The sequence below is a fragment of the uncultured Cellulomonas sp. genome (genome assembly GCF_947494015.1).
Taxonomy (GTDB): domain Bacteria; phylum Actinomycetota; class Actinomycetes; order Actinomycetales; family Cellulomonadaceae; genus Pengzhenrongella.
Genome location: NZ_CANLTL010000001.1, coordinates 306,537 through 325,029 on the forward strand (window position 1 = coordinate 306,537; position 18,493 = coordinate 325,029).

The 18,493-nt window shown below is 76.0% G+C and carries 14 protein-coding genes; 3 read left to right on the forward strand and 11 right to left on the reverse strand.

Annotated features, from left to right (window positions below):
* Nucleotides 1-33: 33 nt before the first annotated feature.
* From mpaC to Q0840_RS01400, 6 genes are read right to left on the reverse strand one after another with little or no spacing between them, the layout of a single operon-like run.
* The gene (gene mpaC, locus Q0840_RS01375) at nucleotides 34-1,278 is read right to left on the reverse strand and encodes a daptide-type RiPP biosynthesis dehydogenase (RefSeq protein ID WP_298455212.1); all 1,245 of its coding nucleotides are present in this window, start codon (nucleotides 1,276-1,278) and stop codon (nucleotides 34-36) included.
* Nucleotides 1,275-2,570 (reverse strand): daptide-type RiPP biosynthesis aminotransferase, encoded by a 1,296-nt coding sequence (mpaD, locus tag Q0840_RS01380; protein WP_298455215.1) that lies wholly within the window; start codon nucleotides 2,568-2,570, stop codon nucleotides 1,275-1,277. The genes mpaC and mpaD overlap by 4 nt, the downstream gene beginning before the upstream one ends.
* Nucleotides 2,567-3,532 (reverse strand): daptide-type RiPP biosynthesis methyltransferase, encoded by a 966-nt coding sequence (mpaM, locus tag Q0840_RS01385; RefSeq protein ID WP_298455218.1) that lies wholly within the window; start codon nucleotides 3,530-3,532, stop codon nucleotides 2,567-2,569. The genes mpaD and mpaM overlap by 4 nt, the downstream gene beginning before the upstream one ends.
* Nucleotides 3,529-4,617 carry a daptide biosynthesis RiPP recognition protein gene (mpaB, locus tag Q0840_RS01390; protein WP_298455221.1) on the reverse strand — a complete coding sequence of 363 codons (1,089 nt, stop codon included), beginning with the start codon at nucleotides 4,615-4,617 and terminating at the stop codon, nucleotides 3,529-3,531. The genes mpaM and mpaB overlap by 4 nt, the downstream gene beginning before the upstream one ends.
* Entirely contained in the window at nucleotides 4,601-5,635 is a 1,035-nt protein-coding gene (locus Q0840_RS01395; protein WP_298455224.1) for an LLM class flavin-dependent oxidoreductase, read from the reverse strand. Before Q0840_RS01395 ends, mpaB begins: the two co-directional genes overlap by 17 nt.
* Nucleotides 5,632-6,726 carry a glycosyltransferase family A protein gene (locus Q0840_RS01400; protein ID WP_298455227.1) on the reverse strand — a complete coding sequence of 365 codons (1,095 nt, stop codon included), beginning with the start codon at nucleotides 6,724-6,726 and terminating at the stop codon, nucleotides 5,632-5,634. The genes Q0840_RS01395 and Q0840_RS01400 overlap by 4 nt, the downstream gene beginning before the upstream one ends.
* Before the next feature lie 357 nt (nucleotides 6,727-7,083).
* Between Q0840_RS01400 and Q0840_RS19010 the strand changes: the two genes are divergently transcribed.
* A complete protein-coding gene (locus tag Q0840_RS19010) occupies nucleotides 7,084-7,506 on the forward strand; it encodes a LysR family transcriptional regulator (RefSeq protein ID WP_367183053.1) in 423 nt (140 codons plus the stop codon).
* A gap of 97 nt (nucleotides 7,507-7,603) precedes the next feature.
* Here the strand turns inward: Q0840_RS19010 and Q0840_RS01410 are convergent, their stop codons facing one another.
* Nucleotides 7,604-9,874 (reverse strand): amidase family protein, encoded by a 2,271-nt coding sequence (locus Q0840_RS01410; protein ID WP_298455234.1) that lies wholly within the window; start codon nucleotides 9,872-9,874, stop codon nucleotides 7,604-7,606.
* 368 nt (nucleotides 9,875-10,242) lie between these two features.
* Between Q0840_RS01410 and Q0840_RS01415 the strand changes: the two genes are divergently transcribed.
* Nucleotides 10,243-11,655: an ATP-binding protein gene (locus Q0840_RS01415; RefSeq protein WP_298455238.1), complete on the forward strand. Its 1,413-nt coding sequence runs from the start codon at nucleotides 10,243-10,245 to the stop codon at nucleotides 11,653-11,655.
* Between the two features lie 16 nt (nucleotides 11,656-11,671).
* On the opposite strand, the gene Q0840_RS01420 is transcribed toward Q0840_RS01415, so the two are convergent.
* Both Q0840_RS01420 and Q0840_RS01425 read right to left on the reverse strand, forming a co-directional pair.
* Nucleotides 11,672-13,054 carry an HNH endonuclease signature motif containing protein gene (locus tag Q0840_RS01420; RefSeq protein ID WP_298455241.1) on the reverse strand — a complete coding sequence of 461 codons (1,383 nt, stop codon included), beginning with the start codon at nucleotides 13,052-13,054 and terminating at the stop codon, nucleotides 11,672-11,674.
* 442 nt (nucleotides 13,055-13,496) lie between these two features.
* Nucleotides 13,497-14,147: a hypothetical protein gene (locus Q0840_RS01425; RefSeq protein WP_298455243.1), complete on the reverse strand. Its 651-nt coding sequence runs from the start codon at nucleotides 14,145-14,147 to the stop codon at nucleotides 13,497-13,499.
* A gap of 68 nt (nucleotides 14,148-14,215) precedes the next feature.
* Here Q0840_RS01425 and Q0840_RS01430 point away from each other — a divergent pair, with 68 nt between their 5' ends.
* Nucleotides 14,216-15,328, forward strand: a complete 1,113-nt coding sequence (locus Q0840_RS01430) for a GNAT family N-acetyltransferase (protein WP_298455246.1) — start codon at nucleotides 14,216-14,218, stop codon at nucleotides 15,326-15,328.
* A 49-nt stretch (nucleotides 15,329-15,377) separates the two neighbouring features.
* On the opposite strand, the gene Q0840_RS01435 is transcribed toward Q0840_RS01430, so the two are convergent.
* Nucleotides 15,378-16,556 carry an ABC transporter ATP-binding protein gene (locus Q0840_RS01435; protein ID WP_298455515.1) on the reverse strand — a complete coding sequence of 393 codons (1,179 nt, stop codon included), beginning with the start codon at nucleotides 16,554-16,556 and terminating at the stop codon, nucleotides 15,378-15,380.
* Nucleotides 16,557-16,749: 193 nt separating this feature from the next.
* Nucleotides 16,750-18,399, reverse strand: a complete 1,650-nt coding sequence (locus Q0840_RS01440; RefSeq protein WP_298455249.1) for an iron ABC transporter permease — start codon at nucleotides 18,397-18,399, stop codon at nucleotides 16,750-16,752.
* Nucleotides 18,400-18,493: the final 94 nt, after the last annotated feature.

The window sequence follows — 18,493 nt, forward strand, 5'->3', positions numbered from 1 at the left end:
CGTCCCTCCTTCCTCTCTCGTTCAGACCTGCTCTCACCGGGTGGTGAGGACAGGCGTCGTCCCGGCCGTGGTCACGGCCGGGAATCCGTGGTCCGGGCGGGGCGCGGGCGCGCACCGCTCGAAGAGCGTGGTCAGCTCGTCCAGGCGCACCCCGGCGAGCATGGGCAGTCCGGCACCCCAGCGCCGACGGGCCCGGCGGGCGGTCCGGTCGGCGTCCTCGGCGACCGCAAGCCGTGCCGGCAGCCCCCAGCGGTCGAACAGCGCGCCCAGCCCGGGGCCGGGGTCGGCGGGCAGGTCCGGGGTGTCGCCCGCTGCCGTGCGCATGGCCGCCCACAGGGCCGCCGCCCGGTCCGCCGACCCGAGCGCGGGTACCGCCGCGCACTGCGCCCACAGCACCGGGAGCAGCACCGCGAGCGCCTCGGGCTTCGCGCAGCCGGCCGACCGGGCCAGCTCTGTCGCGAGGAACCAGGTCCGGCTGGCGAACGGATCGCGTCCCTCGTTGAGCCACTGGTCGTGGCTGCGGCCGCTGATCCGGGCGACCTCCAGCCGGACGTCGTCATCGGCCGGCGCGCCCCGCCGGTCGGCGGCCGCGGCGACGTCCCCGAGCTGGACGAGCCGCCGCACGAGCACCTCGGTGATGCCGTCCTGCACGGGGGCCGGGCGTGACGTGCCGATGTAGGGCGCGGTCACGCGGCCGAGGATCTCGACGACGGCAGCCGTCACCTGCCCCGGCGGCAGGCCACGGGTCGCCGCCGGGTCCAGCAGCGCCAGGTCGGGCTGCAGGGCGTCGCCCTGCACGAGCTGCGTGCCCTGCGGGCCGCCGAAGCAGGCGAACCGGCTGGCCTCGCTGCCGGTCCCGAGCGTGGTGGGCACCGCGACCAGCGGACGGCGCGCGGCCGTCGACGGCGGCAGCGGCACCCACCCGCACCGCTCGCGGGGCTCGATGCGCTGCCGCACCCCGGGCTCGCCGGCGCAGGCCGCGTAGAGCTTCGCCCGGTCGATGACGCTGCCGCCGCCCACCGCGACGACCGCGTCCGGCAGCGGCCGGGCCAGGGCGGCGTCCAGCCAGTCCAGCGGCCGGTCGGGTGTCGCTGGGACGAACGGCTGCTCCGTCACGGCGACGCCGTCCCGGCGCAGCAGGTCGGCCACGGTCCGGCTCGCGGCCGCCCGGGGGTCCGTCCAGAGGACGACCGTCCGCGCGTCCTTGGCGGCCAGCCACGCCGGCAGCCCACCCAGGCCGAGCATGGTCGCGGACTCGCGCACCACCCGCCACGTCACGCCGCGTCACCCCGCGCCGCCGCGCCCAGGAAGGACGCCATCCCGTCGGCGACCCGCGACAGCAGCTCCGTGACCTCGTCCGCGGTGTAGACCAGCGCCGGCACCAGCTGGATGCCGGCCGGCCCCGGCTGGACGACGGCGCCGGCGGCCAGGACGTGCCGGACCACCGCGGGCACGTCGCCGGGTGCGAGCACGTCGCCGTCCGGCCCGCGCAGGGTCAGCCCCCGGAAGCAGCCGCGCCCCGTGACGCCGGCCAGCCACGGCTGCGCGGACAGCTCGGTCAGGCCCTCGTCCAGCGCGGCCGCCACGGCGCGGCCCGCGCCGACCAGGTCCAGGTCGCCCATCCGGTCGATCACCGCCAGGGCCGCCGCGCACGCCATCGGTGTACCGGCCTGCGTCTCGGCGTGCACGACCGTCGCGTCGGCGCGGGTCAGCGCCCCGGCGACACGGTCGCCGATCAGGACCGCGGACGCGGCCGCGGTGCCGTTGGTCAGCGCCTTGGACACCAGCAGCAGGTCGGGGCGCGCCGGCCACCGGTCGGACGCGAACGCCTCCCCGGTGCGGCCGAACCCGGTGGCCACCTCGTCGGCGACCAGCAGCACGTCGTGCTGGTCGCGCAAGCGGACGAGCTCGGCGACGTACTCCGCGGAGAGCTCCACCGCGCCCGTGCCCAGCACGGGCTCGACGACGACGGCCGCGACCGTGTCGGCGTGCCGGTCCAGGAAGCCGCGCAGCGCGGTGACGTCGTTGACCGGCAGGTGTCGCACCAGGCGGGTGTCGACGCCGTAGAGCCCCTGGCCCAGCGCCTCGCCGGTCAGCGCATGCGCCCCGAAGGTCAGGCCGTGGTAGCTGCCCTGCAGGCCCACCACCACCCGCCGGCGGCTGCGCCCGGCCACCGCCTGGTACTGGCGGGCGACCTTCATCGCGAGGTCGTTCGCCGACCCGCCGGAGGTGGCGAACATGACCCGGCGGTACCAGTGGGGCCCGCACAGCTCGACCAGGGCGTCCGCCGCGGCGCGGGCGTAGCGGTGCTCGCGACGGAACAGGGACAGGTAGGACGCCTCGCGCAGAGCGGCGACGACCGCGGACTCCACCGCGGGGTCCCCGTACCCGAGGTTGACGTTCCACAGGCCGCTGGTGCCGCACAGCACGGTCCGCCCGTCGGCGAGTGCCACCCGGGTGCCGCGGGCCGACACCGCGCACAGGTCGTCCTGCCCGTGCTGGGACGGCGGGAGCAGGGCCGGCCACAGGGCCGATCGAGCCGCACCTGGCCGGGCTGCGGTGACGGTCATGACGGCACCGCCTCGAGCAGCTCGAGCGCGTGCCGGGTCCGGACGTCCGAGCGGACCCGCTGCACCCGGACGACCCGCAGGCCCGCCCGCTCCAGGTCGGCCCGCAGGCGCTCGACCGGCAGCACCCGGACCGTGGAGGTGAACACCTCGAGGGGTCCGGCACCATCGGCACCGTCGGCACCATCGGCACCATCGGCACCGTCGGCGGGGGCCGGGAAGACCGTCACGGTCCGCTCCGGTGCGCCCACCGGCCAGTACTCGTGGACGACGCCACCATCGGGCAGCGGCGTGACCTCCTCGGCGTCGTCGGCCGCGGTCCCGGCGGCGTCGTCCGCGGCGGTGCCAGACCTGCCGTGCGCCCCGTCCCCACCGGCGCCGCCGCGCACGGCGGTGGACAGCAGCAGCACGCCGTCCGGCGCCAGGTGCCGCCGCACCCGGTCGAGCATCCGGGCGCGGCCGTCGTCGTCCAGCAGGGACGTCGAGCTCGCGCCGACCACCACGGTCGTGAAGCGCCCGCGGACCCGGAACCGCGTCATGTCGGCGCGCACGACCCGGCATCGCGCGCCGCGGCCGGACGGCAGGGCCGCCAGCTCGGCCCGCAGGATGGCCAGCATGGGGTCCGACAGGTCGATCGCCGTGACGTCGAACCCGGCCGCGACCAGGGGCAGCGTGAGCCGGCCGGACCCCGCGGCGAGCTCCAGCACCGGTCCCGGGCGGCTGCGGACCGACGCCAGGACCTCCCGCACCTCGGAATGGTCCCCGCGGACCAGCTCGTGGTAGCGCTGCGCGCCGCCGCCGTCGTACAGGTCCAGGACCACCGCCCGGTCGCCCAGCTCCGCGAGCCGCTGCGCGGCACGGCCCTGCACCCGCTGGGCGCGGTCGCGGCGGGCGGCGACGACCGCGGCGCTCATCGCCGCGGACCCCGACGCCGCCACCGCGGCCGCCGCGCCGGCGATGCTCACGCGCCCACCGCCAGCGGGCGCGGGGCGGCGGCGATCCCGACGGCGGCGAGCTGGTCCGCGGCCTGGGCCGCCGACGTCGCCGGGACCCACTCCGCGGCCGCGGCGACCGACCCGGTCACCAGGACCGCCTCCACCGCCGCGGCCGCGTCCCGGTTGAACCGGAACGTCCGGCGGCGCGCAGGGTCGCGCAGGAACGCCTCCTGCGCGGTCCAGGCCAGGACCACCCCGGACGCGCCGGGCGCACCGGACGCGCCGGCGGTCCCGGTCGTCCGGGGCGGGCCGGCGGTGTCGGGCGTCGCCGCGTGCAGCCCGGGGACGAGGGTGTGGCCCCATCCGGAGACCCGGGCGCCGGTGACCCCACGCACCGTGAGGTCGCGCAGCGCGTCGACCGCATCGAGGTAGCCGCGCAGCCACGGCCGGTCGAGCAGGGCGCGGTCCCGCACGGTCGCCGGGACGGCGTCGCCGAGGCAGACGGCGCACGGCGCGGCGGCGGCGTCGTTCAGCGCCTGCCACCGGCCCTCGAGCGCGTCCAGCCCGTCGCCGACCGTGCCGAGCGGCGAGCCGGTCGGCGACGTCGTCACCGTGCCGTCGGGCCGGACGAACACGCGCCGACGCGGACCGTCCCCGGACGCGTCGCCACCGAGTCCCGGCAGGTCGGCGAGTCGGGCGGCGGGGGCCAGCAGGAAGTCCGGGAAGACGCCGTCGGCCCGGGCCCGGTCCGCATCCGCGACGAAGGCCGCGAGGTCCTCCTCGCCGAAGACGCGCACGAGGGTCGGTCCGATCACCGACAGGTACGCGCTGGTGCTGTAGTCCTGGGTGAACAGGTAGAACTCGTCGCAGACCGTCGCCTCGCTGCCCGACTCGGTCAGCTCGCCGGTGTACGTCACGGCGCCGTCCGTGGCGGCACCGTCCCCCTCGGGCACCAGCACGACGGTCCGGTCGGTGACCAGGCCGGACGCCACGGCAGGCGCCAACGCGGACCGGTCGGCCAGCACCGCCACCCCGGTCCCCGGCCCGGTGGCGGCGCCACCACGGCCCTCGCCCCACACCAGCAGGGCGTCGAAGAGGTCAGTGAGCTGCGGCATGGAGCACTCCCGTCGTGGATCTGCTGTCGGCCGGGACCGCGGCAGGACGCCGCTCCCGGGCCAGGTAGGCGTGGTGGATCGCCTGCGCCTCGGCCAGTGCGGCCGGCACCCCGCGCAGGGCACAGCTCGCCGCGAGGTTCAGGACGACCTCGTCCACCCCGGCGGCCTCGAACCCGGCCAGGCCGGCGGCGACCGTGTCCGGGTCACCGTGCAGGAAGCCACCGCCCTCGGCGAGCGCGACGGCCATGTCCCGGAAGCCCGAGCGCGGCAGCCGGACCCCGGCCTGCTCCAGCATCGAGCGGTAGTGCGGGCCGCGCAGGTGCCGGCCGTGGGCGGCCATCACGAGCTGCGCCAGGTCGGCGTCCGGCCCCTCGACGGCGACGCCGATCATCGCGGCCACCCGTGGTGTGGCGCGCCCCGCGCCTGCGGCGCCCTCCGCGAGCGCCTGGGCGATCGGGCCGGCGAGGTAGCCCGCCGGTGTCATCCAGGTGATGGCGACGTCGGCGCACTCCCCGGCCACCCGGGCCATGCCCGGACGCAGCACGCCCGCACCGACCTCCACCGGATGGCTCGGCGGCCCGGTCAGCGCGCCCTCGCAGTGCAGCTCGGCGCCGCGCACGGACACCGCCCGGCCGGCGACCAGCTCGCGGACCACGCCCAGGTACTCACGCATGACGTCGAGCGGGCGGGGGTACGGCGCACCGAGCAGCGCGGCCTGGAACGCCCGGGAGCCGGGCCCGAAGCCGGCGACCACGGGCATCCCGGTGACCTCGGCCAGCGACCGGGCCTGGACCGCGGCGTCGAAGGGGTGCCGCAGCGGGGTCAGCGTGACGCCGATGCCTGCGGGGACGCCGATTCCGGCGCCGGCCGCCGCCACGAAGGCGTGGGTCGGGTCGGCCGACGCCGCCTGCCCCTGCCACAGGCGGGCGGCGGGACGGTCGTGCACCGCGCGGGCGAAGGCCAGCACGTCGGCGGTGGGCATGCCGGCGAAGGGCAGCACGTAGGAGACCGCGATCATGCCGTCGCCCCGTGCCGTGCCGCGGCGCCGAGCACCGAGTCGCCGTCGAGCGCGTCCGGCCCCACCGCGTCGGCCATCAGCGCCGTCAGGCGGGGCATGTGCTCACCGGTCGCCACGGCGATGCGGACGGCGTGCCGCTGCGTCTGGGTGGCCACCACGCTGCCGAGCGACCAGCCGTCGGGCGTCTGGCCCACCCGCAGCGACTCCCACACGCGTCCCTCCGCGGCCACCACGGCGTCGATGAGCCGGCCGATGCGCGCCGCGTCCACCGCCCAGTCCGAGGGGGTCGCGAGCTCGCCGGCGTCGAGCAGCCGGGTGTACAGGTCGCGGGTGTCCTGCCGGTAGGCGTCGAGGAAGCCCGCGGTGCGCCGGCGGTCGGTCAGCGCGCGCCACGCCCGCCGCGCCGCACCGGCGTCGCCGAAGCGGGCCAGCGGGACGTCGTACGGGCACGGCAGGGAGTGCTTGCGGGTGGCCGCGTCCTCGGTGATCCGGGCGGTGACCGCGGACACCGGCGCGAACCGGTGGCCGGCGTCGGCCAGGCGCAACCACAGGTCCCAGTCCTCCAGCCCGTCCGGGCTCTCCCGCCAGCCGCCGACGGCGGCCACCGCGGCCGGGTCCCAGGCCGCCCGGACCGGCTCGAACACCACGTTGAGCAGCTGGAGCAGCGGGTGCCACAGCTGCCCGAGCTCCTCGGTCACCCCGAGCGCGGTCCCGTCAGGGCGCTCGCGCAGCGCCCGGGTGTACGCCAGGGCCGCACCGGAGTCCAGCGCCCGGAGGAGCACCGCCAGGTGGTCCGGCTCCCAGTGGTCGTCGTGGGCGAGGTAGGTGTGCACCGACCCCCGGGCGACGGCGGCGCCCTCGTTGCAGGGGCCGGACGGGAACCCGTAGCGGCGGGTGCGGTGCAGCCGGATCCGCTGGTCGGACCGCGCCATGTCGGCGACCACCGCGTCGGTCCCGTCGCTGCTGGCGTCGGACATCACGACGAGCTCCCAGCTGCGCTCGGTCTGCGCCAGCACCGACGCGATCGTCGACCGGATCGCCGGGCCCCGGTTGTAGGTCGGGCACAGGATCGACACCAGCGGCTGCGGCACTGCTCCCCCTGCGGCGCTCGTGGTCGACGCCGGCGTCGGCCCGCACCGGGCCTCCGACGACCGTCGCGGTGGTCCGCGACGCGCTCATCGTGGTGCCCGACGGGCCTGTGTCAACGTGACTTCACAGAAGTCAGAAGTCCATGGACAAGCGGCGTCCAGCGTCCTCACCTGGGCTCTTGCGTTCCGGTGGCGAAAACCGCGCCGGAGTCGTATGGAGCGTGACAGGGTGTCACCGCAACAGCGACCCACCAGGGGGGTGGGCGCAGCACCAGGGGGACGTCCGTGCCAACCGTCACAGAGCTCACGACCTTCGTGCGGGTCGCCGAGCTCGGCTCGATGACCCGAGCCGCGCAGGAGATGCACTACAGCGTCAGCACCGTCAGCACGCAGATCACCTCGTTGTCCCGGACGTTGGGGGTGACCTTGTTCGACCGTCGCCGCACCGGCGTGGAGCTCACCCCGGCGGGTCGCCAGGTGGTGGCTGCCAGCTGCGCCGCGCTCTGCGCGCTCGCACGCATCAACGGCGCCGCGCCGACGCCCGGGCCGTACCCGGGATGCCCGGCCAGTGAGCGGCTGCCCTGCCTCGGCCTGGACGCGTGCCCCGGACGCCCCGGCGCCGCCGCGGGCGGGACGGCGCCCGGCAGGACGGCGCCGCCGGCCGGGACGACGTCTCTGACCGGGACGGCGTCCTCGCCCACGACGCCCTCGCCCACGACGACGTCCTCGCCCGCGACGGCGTCCTCGCTCGCGGCGGCGCCGGCTGGCCGGTCGACGCGGTGAGACCAGCGCATGCAGGGCGGGCCGCACCGACGCCCGCCGCGCAGACGGCGGCCGCGCCCGGGTGGACCCGGACGCGGCCGCCCTCGGCCCCGCGGTGTCAGGTCGCCAGCACGGTGTCCAGACGCTGGAGGAAGGCCGCCATCGCCTGACGGGAGACGGCGGAGGCGGGCTCGTACACGCCCCCGACGTAGCCGGTGGACAGCGACTGCGCCTTCATCCACGCGATCTCGGCGCAGAACGGGTGCGACGTCGGGACGTCGGCGAACGGCTCACCCGTGCACGACGCGGCGGGGACGTCGCCGTCGACCAGTCGCTGCACGAACGCCGCCATGGCCTGGCGCGAGACGGGAAGGGTGGCCCCGAACGTGCCGTCGGGGTAGCCGCTCGCGATCCCCTGCTCCACCAGCCAGCCGATCTCCCCGCAGAACGGGTGGTCGACCGGGACGTCGACGAACGGCGCGGTGGTGCACGCGGGGGCGTTGCGCTCGCCCGTCGAGAACCGGTGGAGGAAGGCCGCCATCGCCTGGCGCGAGACGGCGTCCGTGGGCCGGAAGGTGCCGTCCTCGTAGCCGGTGGTGATGCGGTTCTCGACGAGCCAGCTGATCTCGTCGTTGAAGGGGTAGGCCGCCGGCACGTCGACGAACGACGGGCCTCGGGTGGTCGCGAGGTCACGGTTGACGACGCGACCGCCGTAGGCCTCGGCGTAGTCGTAGGCGTAGCCGAGCAGCTCCGCCTCGGTCCACTTGGTGTCGAGGAACAGGAGGTTGAACGGCTTGCCGCTGGCGTAGGCGCCGTCCGGCACGACGACGCCGGGCACCTGGGCGAAGTTGATCTCCGAGACGGTGCTGGCGGCCACCGTGCCGCCGAAGATCGGCCCGACCTCCTGGACCTGCTGCGGGAACACGAGGGCGTCGAGGTCGTGGTCGGCCATCACCTGGTCGAACGTGGTCAGGTAGGCGTCGCGGCGGGCCAGGAAGCCGGACAGGTCCGGCTCCTGGCTGACGTCACCGAGCATGGCGTCGATGAGGGTGTCGTCCTCGAACCCGTTGGCGTCCGCCCAGGCGTTGAGCTCGGCGATGGAGCTCACCGCCGCGCTGGCGCCCAGCCGCTGCAGGTACTGCTCGACGGCGTAGTTGTTGAGCGGGCCGATGCCGGTCTCGCCGCCGGCGGCACGCAGCTCGGCGAAGCCGGACCCCGCGAACGGGTCCTCGACGACGGTCGCGCCCTGCTCCTCGAGCCTGGCGACGGCCTGCGCGTAGAGCTCGGCGGTCTCCGGTGAGAGCTCGCTGTTGCTGCCCACGCGCCAGCCCGGTCCGTACAGGCCGATGCGCTTCCCCTCGAGCGCCGTGGTGGACAGCTGCGACGTGAAGCCGCCCTCGGGGACCACCGCACCCTCGGTCTTCGGGTCCTGCGGGGAGTACCCCGCCAGGACGTCGAGCATCACGGCGGCGTCCTCCACGGTCTTGGTGAGCGGTCCGAGGACGTCGCGGGTGGAGCCGCTCAGCGGGAAGTTGCCGGTGTTCGGCACCAGGCCGAACGTCGGCTTGACCCCGTACAGGCTCTGCGCGGAGGCGGGGTTCTGGATCGACCCCCCGGTCTCCTCGGCCATGCCGGCGACGGCGAAGTCGCCGGCCACGGAGGTCGCGGATCCCGACGACGACCCACCGGGCGCCCAGTCCTGGTCGAGCGCGTTGTACGTGGGCCCGTAGGCGCTGGTGTTGGCGTTGTTGCCGCTGCGGGCCAGGGTCGGCAGGTTCGTCTTGCCGAGGATGATGGCGCCGGCGTCGCGCAGTCGCTGCACCGCCGGCGCGTCGGTCTCCGGGACGAGGGCGAGGCCCCCGGCGATCGGCGCGGTGAGCGCCCAGCCCGAGGTCGTGGGGATCCCCGCGACGTCGAGGGAGTCCTTGATGACGATCGGGACGCCCTCGAGCGGGCGGACGTCGTCGGAGCCGGTGCGTCGCTCGTCCGAGGCGGCGGCGTCGTCGAGCGCGTCGACGTTCATCTGGGTGAAGGCGTTGTAGTACGGCTCGTAGGTCTCGATGCGGGCGAGGAACGCCTCGACGAGCTCGACGGACGTGTACTCGCCCGCGTCCAGCGCGGTCAGGGCCTCGGTGATGGTGAAGGTGGTGGGGTCCGGCAGCTCGGTGTCTGCCACGGCTGTGACGGGCGACCGGCGCTGGGCAGAGCCGGGCAAGACGGTGGTGGGCGCGGTGGTGGTGGGCGAGGCGGTGGTGGTGGCCGGGACGGTGGTGGCGGCCGGGACGGCGGTGGCGGCCGGGGCGCTGACCGCGGCCAGACCGCCGGTGGCGAGGAATGCGCCGACGGCGACTCCGGCCACGCGGCTGCGCCGCTGGGAGAAGGTGCTCACGACAGGGTCTCCAGTCTCTGGTCCGTGGACGACGAGACGGAACCTATGGTCGGGACGTTTCGGCGCCGTTGCCCGGATGTTCCGAACCGAATCGGTTCGAGCGACGGGTGTGAGGCCCGTCCGGGTGGCGGACCCCACCGGGCGGTCTGGTCACCAGGCGGGCTGGTCACCGGGCGGTCTGGTCACCAGGCGGGCTGGTCACGTACTGCGCGCTGGTCACGTACTGCGCGCTGGCCACGTACTGCGGGCTGGCCACGTACTGCGCGCTGGTCACGTGCGGCGACCTGGTGCACGCGCGGCGCGCCGGTCACCTGCGGTGGGCCGGTCACCGGGGCGGCGGTCGCACCGCGCACGGTCTAATGGTGCGCGTGACCCCAGCGGACGGTGCCGGCGACGAGACGGGCGGACCCCTCGCGACCGCGACCAGATCCGTCCGGCTCCCCCCGGACCTCGGCAGCGCCCGCCGGGCCCGGCAGCTGCTCCGGGAGGTCCTCAGCGACGCCGACCGGCTGGACTGCCTGGACGCAGCAGAGCTGGCCTGCACCGAGCTGGTCACGAACGCGGTGCTGCACGCCCACACCGACGTCGAGGTCACCGTGGACGTGGCGCGGTCGATCCGCGTCGCGGTGCGGGACTTCAACCCCATGCCCCCCCTCCAGCGGCACTACGACCTGCACGCGACCACGGGGCGCGGGCTCGCGCTGGTCGCCGCGGTCAGCGACAGCCACGGGGTCGAGGATCTCGGCCCGGCGGGGAAGACCCTGTGGTTCACCGTCGGCGCCCCGGAGCCGGCTCGGTCCGACGGCGAGATGGTCGCCGCCTGGCACACCGCCGACTGGACCGTCGACGCGTGGTCGGCTGCGGCCACGGCCAGCGCGCCGGTGCGGACGATCCGTCTCGTCGGAGTCCCGCCGACGCTGTGGTTGGCCGCCCGCCAGCACGACGACGCCCTGCTGCGGGAGCTCGCGTTCTACCGCGCGAGCCACCCGGTGGACGTCGACGTGGCGGCGGCCGACCGGGCCCGGTCGCTGATCTCCGACGCGGTCGTCGCGGTGATCGAGGCGGCGCAGCGGCGCGGTGAGGCGCAGCCCGCGCTGCCCAGCGGGCACCCCAGCCCCCTGCCTGCCGTCCCGCCTCCGTTCGACGTCGAGCTCGAGGTCACGGAGGGCACCGGGGCGGACGCAGCGGCCATGCAGGACGCGCTCGACGTCGCCGAGGAGCTCGCGGCCGCCGGCCAGCTCCTCGCCCGGCCGGGGCTGCCCGAGGTCGTCGCGGTTCGCGACTGGGCGTGCGAACAGGTGCAGGCCCAGCTGGGCGGGGTGGACGCGTCACCGTGGCCGGGGACGGACTCGGCCCGGTTCATGGGTGACGTCGACGTCGATGCCGCGCACGCCCTGCGGACGTTCACCACCGAGGTCCGCACGTCCGATCGCCGCGTGGTGGCCGCGGACGACGCCAACCGCATCGTCGCCGTCAGCGCACCGCTGGCCGGCGCCCTCGGGTGGGACGTGGACGATCTGGTCGGCCGCCGCATCGTGGCGTTGATCCCGCCGCACCTGCGCGAGGCCCACGTCTCGGGGTTCACGCGTCACCTGACCACCGGTCAGGCGCACGTCCTCGGCGTCCCGCTGGTCCTGCCCGTGCTGCGACGTGACGGCACCGAGGTGGACTGCACCTTCCTCATCGAGCAGCGCCGTCCCACGACCGGACGGGCGGTGTACGTCGCGTTCATCGACCCCGTGTCTGCGGCCCTCGCGGAAGGCCTCCACCGAGCGCGGTGACGGCCGGCCTCACGCGTCACATCCTCCGCGGGTACGGCACCTCGAGGTCGTCGACGACGGGCCGTCCGTCACGGTCCTCGAACTCCCACCGGCCTTCCCGGCGCCGGATGCGCAGGTCGCGGCGATGCACCAGGTCGTGATGGAGCCAGCACAGCAGGATGCCGTTGGCCACCGACGTCGGTCCGCGATCGCGGGCCCACTGCTCGACGTGGTGGCACTCGCCGAGAACGGGAGGAGCGGTGCAGCCCGGGAATCGACAGTGCTTGTCCCGCGCGATGACCGCGGACCGCAGATGTCGGGTGAAGGTGCGCTCCGCGCGGCCCACGTCGATGATCTCCGATTCCGGGCCGAAGATCACGCGGTTCATCTCGCCGTCGCACATCAGCCGGTCCAGCAGCGCTCTCGGAACGGGAACGCCGTCCTCGAATCGCGGGCCAGAAACGGGCGAGTCGCCACCGACCGCCGCGGAGAATGCGCCGTCGGGGCATGCTGAATGATCGACACCCTCGCGGCCGCGCGCGGACCCGGAAGCGACGGCGGCATAGGGCACCAGCACGGTGATCCGTGGCCGCACGCCGCACCGCTTGGGTGCCAGGCCGTTCTCGAGCACGACCCGGGCCACGTCGCCGAGGGCCTGCGCGCGCCGCTGCGCGGACGTCCGCTCGTCGCCGGCAGACGGCACCCGCGTGACCGCCTCCAGCGCCGACTTGAGCCACTGCCCGTGCTCGAGGGTCAGCTGCCCCGCGAGGTGGTAGCCGTCCGGCATCGGCGACATGGTGAAGTGCTCCCGGTCGGCCGCCTCGCGGTACCCCCGGTCGTCGGCGTCCGGGTCGGCCGCGGCGGCCCAGCGGCGCGCGACGATCGCGAACGAGTCGACCGGCCACACCCGCGCCTGCCCCACGAGGAACTCCTCGTTGCACTCGACCTCGGGGTCGGCGAGCGCCTCGCGGCGTCGCTCCGTCGTTGGCCCGAACCTCGCGATCAGCTGGGTGTGCTCGAGCGTGATGTCGCCGGTGGCCGCCGCCTGCGCCGTGGTCGGCAGGTGGTCACGCAGGGCACGACCCAGGCGGACCTGCGCGTGGGCGGCACGTGCGCTGATCCGGTGCTGCGCGGACACCCACCGCGGGAAGGAGCGTGCGCCACTCAGCGCCCACCGGCCGTCGGCCTCGACCACCGGGAGCATCCGCGCCCCCACCACGCCGAGTCGGCTGGTCACCGAGGCCACCGCGCCGGCCACGACGGCGGCTCCTGGCCCGTCGAGGTCGGCGACGCTGATCTGCGCGAGCGCCTCCGTCGCCGCCAGCAGGTCCGCAACACCCGCGGCGACATCCGGCGGCAGCATCGACAGGTCGAACGACGACGCCCTCGTCGGCCCGGAGAACGACCGGTCGGCCGGCATGATCCCCCTCCCGCCGCGTCGCCGAGGATTCCGGGGAATCTGACCCCGCCCTTCTGCACCCACACTAGGGCGACCCACTGACATGCCCGAGAACCGGAGAAACGGCTGTGGACGGGTATACGAAGTGCGCGCCCTGGGGTCGCATCGACACCACCGGAATGCATTGATCGACGGCCGGCCCCTCGGATTCCCATGGCCGCCATCGACACCGATGCGGGCCGCTATTCACGCGACCCTTTCACGCGACCCGGGCGCGGTCGACACGACTGCCTGTGCCGAGCACACGTCCCCTCGCCGACGACCGCCTCGGCGGCCCTCACACGACCTCCACGCGGGACGCGCGAGCCGGCGACGAGCGAGCGGATGCCCTGCCGGCGGGCGCCGCGAGCACGGGCCCAGCCAGCACGAGCCCGGCCAGCGCAGGCCCAGCCAGCGCCCCCTCTCACCCCACCGCGGCGTCCCGCACGTCGCGGACCCAGCCGTCGTCGGACCGGTGGAACCCCACCCGCGCGTAGTAGTCGCGCGAGCCGACGACGTCGTCGGGCGCGACCACGGTGCGGAAGCCGTGCCGGGCGAAGATGCCGCTGCGCCGGTAGACGAACTCCCCGGGCGTGAAGTCACGGAAGCGCGGGGTCACGTAGTCGAGCTCGATCTGCGCCACCCCGGCGCCCCGGTCGCGCACGACGACGGCACCCACCGTCTCGTCCCCGCGGAGCACCAGGAACGCCCGGCGGCCGGCGGGGCCGTCGTCGGGCGACCGGTCGGCGGAGAAGCCGGGGTAGAACCGGGCGATGTCGGACGCGTGCATGCGCAGCGTGTGCCGGAGGTAGGCGTCGTCGGCCCCGACCTCGACGACGTCGTAGCTCGCCTCGTCGTGCCGCTCGCGGTGCAGCCGGACCAGCCAGTACAGGTCGATGATCGTGATGGCGCCGTTCATCGCCGCGAACGGCCAGATCTCGAGCCACGTGTTGTACCCCGTCGCGATGAGCGCGCCGGCGAAGTTGAGCACGCGGAACCGCCACACCCCGGCGACCGTCAACGAGATCACCACGAGCGCCGATCCCAGCCAGCCGACGACCTCGAGCCACACCATGCGGCGGAGCCTAACCGCGCTCGCGAAAACCCCTGGACCGCCGCGCCCCGGCGGCGGACGCTCGGGCGATGACGACCACCACAGCGACCCCGTGGACGCTCGGGACGGTCCCCGTCCCCGCCTCGCTCGACGACGACGACGCCTGGGCGCTGCGAGGAGAGGTCGAGCTGGAGCGCCTCGTCGAGAGGGACCTGCGCGGGCACGACGACCTCGCCTACTCGGTCCAGGAGACGCTCGTGGCGCTCCGGGACCAGCGCTACGTGGCCCGGACCCACCTCGTGGTGACCCACCCCGACCGGCCGCGTGACGTCGTCGGGGCGCTGCACCTGCGCGCCCCGCAGCTCGGGGACACCCACCTCGTCGAGTGCGGCCTGCTGGTGCACCCCGACCACCGGCGCCGCGGCGTCGGCACCCTGCTGCTCGCGGCGGCGGAGCGCCACACCCGGGACCTCGGACGCCGGCTGCTGCTGGTCGCGAGCGACCACGGCCCCGAGCCGGACGCCGACGACCCGGACGCCGTGACGCCGCCGACCGGCAGCGGGCGGATCCGGCGCACGGACCCGTTCGCGCGCCTGGCCGCCCGCGGCGGGCTCGTGCTGCAGCAGTCCGAGCGGTACAGCGTGCTGGACCTGCCGGTCGACCCCGGGCACCTGGCCCGCCTGCGCGCCGACGCGCAGGACGCCGCCGGTCCCGACTACCGGGTGGTCACCTGGCAGGACCGCTACCCCGGGCAGTGGGTGGACCAGATCGCCGTGCTGGTGACCCGGATGAGCACGGACGTGCCCCGGGGCGCGGTCGAGGCGACCGAGGACCCGTGGGACGCCCGGCGGCTGCTCGACGCGGCGGCCGACACCCGGGCGAGCGGGCGGGGCTGGCTGGGTGCCGCCGCGCTGCACGTCCCCACCGGGACGCTGGTCGGCTTCACCGAGGTGGAGTACCCGCTGCACGCACCCACGGTCGTGTTCCAGGAGGACACGCTCGTCCTGCGCGAGCACCGCGGCCACCGCCTGGGCCAGCTGGTCAAGGCCGCCAACCTCCAGCGGCTGGCCGAGGTGCGCCCGACGGCGCGCCGGGTGCACACCTGGAACGCCGAGGAGAACAGCTACATGCTCCGCATCAACGTCGCGCTGGGGTTCCGCCCGGCCGGCGTGAGCGGGCTGTGGACGAAGCCGGTGGGCTGACCGCCCGGGCCGCCCGGCGGGCCGGAGTCCACCGGTCAACGCCCGCCGGTCAGCCCGGGACGACGGCCACGAGGTCCGGGTCGACGCGCAGCGGGACGCGCTGGCCCGGCGCCAGCACCGGGACGCCGGCGGCCACCGCGGTGACCGACCCCACCCCGGCGACGTCGACGGCGACCTCGGTCCGGCCGTGGCGGAAGGTCGTCCCCTGCACCACCCCGTCCACGTGCGCGCCCGCCGCCGACCGCCCCCCTGCGAGGTCGACGACGAGCGCACCGCGGGCCAGCGCCGCCACCGCGCCGCTGGAGGGCTCGGCGCGGGCGGCCGCTGCACCGCCGTCCGACACGGCGCCCCCGTCCGGCACCGCACCGCTGTCCGGCACCGCAGCCCCGTCCGGCACCACGCCCCCGTCCGGCACCACGCCCCCGTCCGGCACCGCGAGCGCGCGCACCAGCGCCGCACGGATCGCCCGGGCGGGCTCGGCGGCGCCGCCCGCACCGTCCGCTCCGGCGTCGTCGTCCAGCACCACGAACGCCTCGTACCCGAGGAACTCCGCCACGGCGCGGGACCGCGGCCGGCGCCACAGGCGGGCCGGGGTGTCGACCTGCAGCAGGCGCCCGGCGCTCATCACCGCGACCCGGTCGGCGACGGTGAACGCCTCGTCGTGGTCGTGCGTGACGAACAGCGCCGTCGTGCCGGTCTCGACGAGCGTCCGCCGCACGTCCGCGGCGAGGCGCTCACGCAGCGACCGGTCCAGCGCGGACAGCGGCTCGTCGAGCAGCAGCAGCTGCGGCGTCGGCGCGAGCGCTCGCGCCAGGGCGACCCGCTGCTGCTCACCACCGGACAGGGTGCTGACCGCGCGCCGGCCGTACCCCGCCAGGCCGACCGTGCGCAGCAGCCGCTCGACCCGGTCCGCCCGGTCACGTCGCCCCACGCCGGCCATCTCCAGCCCGAACGCCACGTTCCGCGCGACGTCGCGGTGCGGGAACAGCTGCCCCTCCTGGAACATCAGCCCGAACCCGCGTCGGTGCACCGGCACACCCGCGAGGTCGGCGCCGTCCCAGCGGACCGACCCGGCGACCGGCGGCTCGAGCCCCGCGACGGCGCGCAGCAGGCTGGACTTGCCGCAGCCGGACGGCCCCAGCAGCGCGACCACCTCGCCGGGCGCCACGTCCAGGCAGACGCCGTCGACCGCCGTCGTCGGCCCCGTGTCGCCGTCGTCGTAGCGCACGACGACGTCGCGGACGCTGAGCCCGCGCGGCTGCGGCGCCACCTCGGGCGTCCCGGGACCCGGCGTCGTGGCAGCCGGTGTGGCGGACGTCGACGTCGTGGCGGCCGGTGTCGTCGTGCGGTCGGTGACGCTCACAGCGCCTCCCGCCCGCCCGCAGCGCCCTGCTCGCTGCGCTCGCAGCTCCTCCACGGGCTCACAGCAGTCCTCCGGTCCCGGGGCCGCGCAGCCGCTCGGCGAGCGCCACCACCCCGGCGGTCATGGTGGCCAGGACGACCGACGCCGCGAGCGCCATCCCCGAGCTGTCCGCACCCGGCCGTCCGATCAGCCGGAAGATCACCACCGGCAGCGTGGGCGCGTCGGGACGCGCGAGGAACGACGTGGCGCCGAACTCGCCGAGCGCGACCGCGAACGCGAACCCGACCGCGAGGCCGACCGCGCGGGCGGCGATGGGCAGGTCGACCGCGGCCAGGACGCGTCCGGGCGCCGCCCCGAGGGCCGACGCCGCCTCCCGCAGCCGGGGGTCGACGGCGCGCAGCACGGGCAGCACCGTGCGCACGACGAGCGGCACCGCGACGACCGCCTGCGCGACCGGCACCAGCAGGCCGCTCGTGCGCAGGTCCACCGGCAGGCCGAGCGGGCGGTCCAGCGTGATGAGGATGCCGAAGCCGACGGTCACCGCGGACACCCCGAGCGGGAGCATGAACACCGCGTCCAGGCCGCGGACGGCGCGCCGGCCGGACCGCGACCGCGGGCGCCGCGAGACCACCAGCGCGACCAGCCCGCCGACGACCAGCGCGAGCACGGTGGCGTCCACCGCGGCCCGCAGCGAGTTGCCGGCGGCCTGCCAGACCGTGACCGCGAGACCGTCGCCGACCGTGCCGAGGTTCGCGTAGTTCGCCAGCCCCCAGCCGTCCGGTGTGCGCAGCGACCGGGCGACCAGCGTGGCCAGCGGCAGCGCGAGCAGCACGACCACGCCGGCGGTGAGCACCGCGGCACCGCGGTCTCCCCGGCCCGCCGTGCGCCACCGCAGCGGGGTCGACCGGTCCGCGCCGGCCAGGTGCAGGGCACGCTCGCCGCGCGCGCGGGCTCGACCGGCGACGGCGAGCGCACCGGCGACGATGACGAGCTGCACCACGGACAGCACGGACGCCGTGCGCAGGTCGAGGAACTGCGTCGTCTGCACCCAGATCTCGGTCTCGACGGTGCCGAGCCGGGGCCCGCCCAGGACGAGCACGGTGCCGAACGCCGTTGCGCAGAACAGGAAGACGAGGGACCCGGCCGACGCGATCGCGGGCAGCAGCGCGGGCAGCGTGACCCCGGTGAACGCCCGCCACGGCGGCGCGCCCAGCGCCCGGGCGGCCTGCTCGGCCCGCGGGTCCAGGCGCTCCCACAGCCCCCCGACGGTCCGCACCACCACCGCGTAGTTGAAGAACACCAGGGCCGCGACGACGGCGGTCATGGTGCCGTCCAGCCGCAGCCCGGCCAGCGGCCCGCCCTCGACGAGCAGCGATCGGAACGCGACGCCCACGACGACGGTGGGCAGCACGAACGGCACGGTCACGAACGCCCGGACCGCCCCGCGGCCGCGGAACCGGCGGCGGTAGAGCACGTACGCGCCGGGGATGCCCAGCGCGAGCGAGATCACGGTGCCGAGCGTGGCCTGCGCCAGCGTCTGCCCGACGATCCGCCAGGTGCGCGGGCGGCTGAACACCTCCGCGAAGCCCGACAGGTCCGGTGCGCCGTCGGTGGTGAAGCCGCGCGCCACCAGCGCAGCCGCCGGCCACCCGAAGAAGAAGCCCAGGAACGCGAGCGGCACCCCGGCCGCGAGCGCCCACCCGACCACGGGCCCCCAGGCGATGCGACGCGAGGGTCGCCCGCCCCGGCCGGCCGGGGTCGCCACGGGCGGCCCGGTCACGCCGGGCGCGACGGGCGCGCCG

Bases quoted from the DNA above. Each gene is read 5' to 3' on its own strand.
- Q0840_RS19010 (WP_367183053.1), top strand. From the start codon at position 7,084: ATGCACTACAGCGTCAGCACCGTCAGCACGCAGATCACCTCGTTGTCC.
- Q0840_RS01395 (WP_298455224.1), bottom strand. From the start codon at position 5,635: ATGATCGCGGTCTCCTACGTGCTGCCCTTCGCCGGCATGCCCACCGCC.
- Q0840_RS01430 (WP_298455246.1), top strand. From the start codon at position 14,216: ATGACGACCACCACAGCGACCCCGTGGACGCTCGGGACGGTCCCCGTC.
- mpaD (WP_298455215.1), bottom strand. From the start codon at position 2,570: ATGACCGTCACCGCAGCCCGGCCAGGTGCGGCTCGATCGGCCCTGTGG.
- Q0840_RS01425 (WP_298455243.1), bottom strand. From the start codon at position 14,147: ATGGTGTGGCTCGAGGTCGTCGGCTGGCTGGGATCGGCGCTCGTGGTG.
- mpaB (WP_298455221.1), bottom strand. From the start codon at position 4,617: ATGCCGCAGCTCACTGACCTCTTCGACGCCCTGCTGGTGTGGGGCGAG.
- Q0840_RS01420 (WP_298455241.1), bottom strand. From the start codon at position 13,054: ATGCCGGCCGACCGGTCGTTCTCCGGGCCGACGAGGGCGTCGTCGTTC.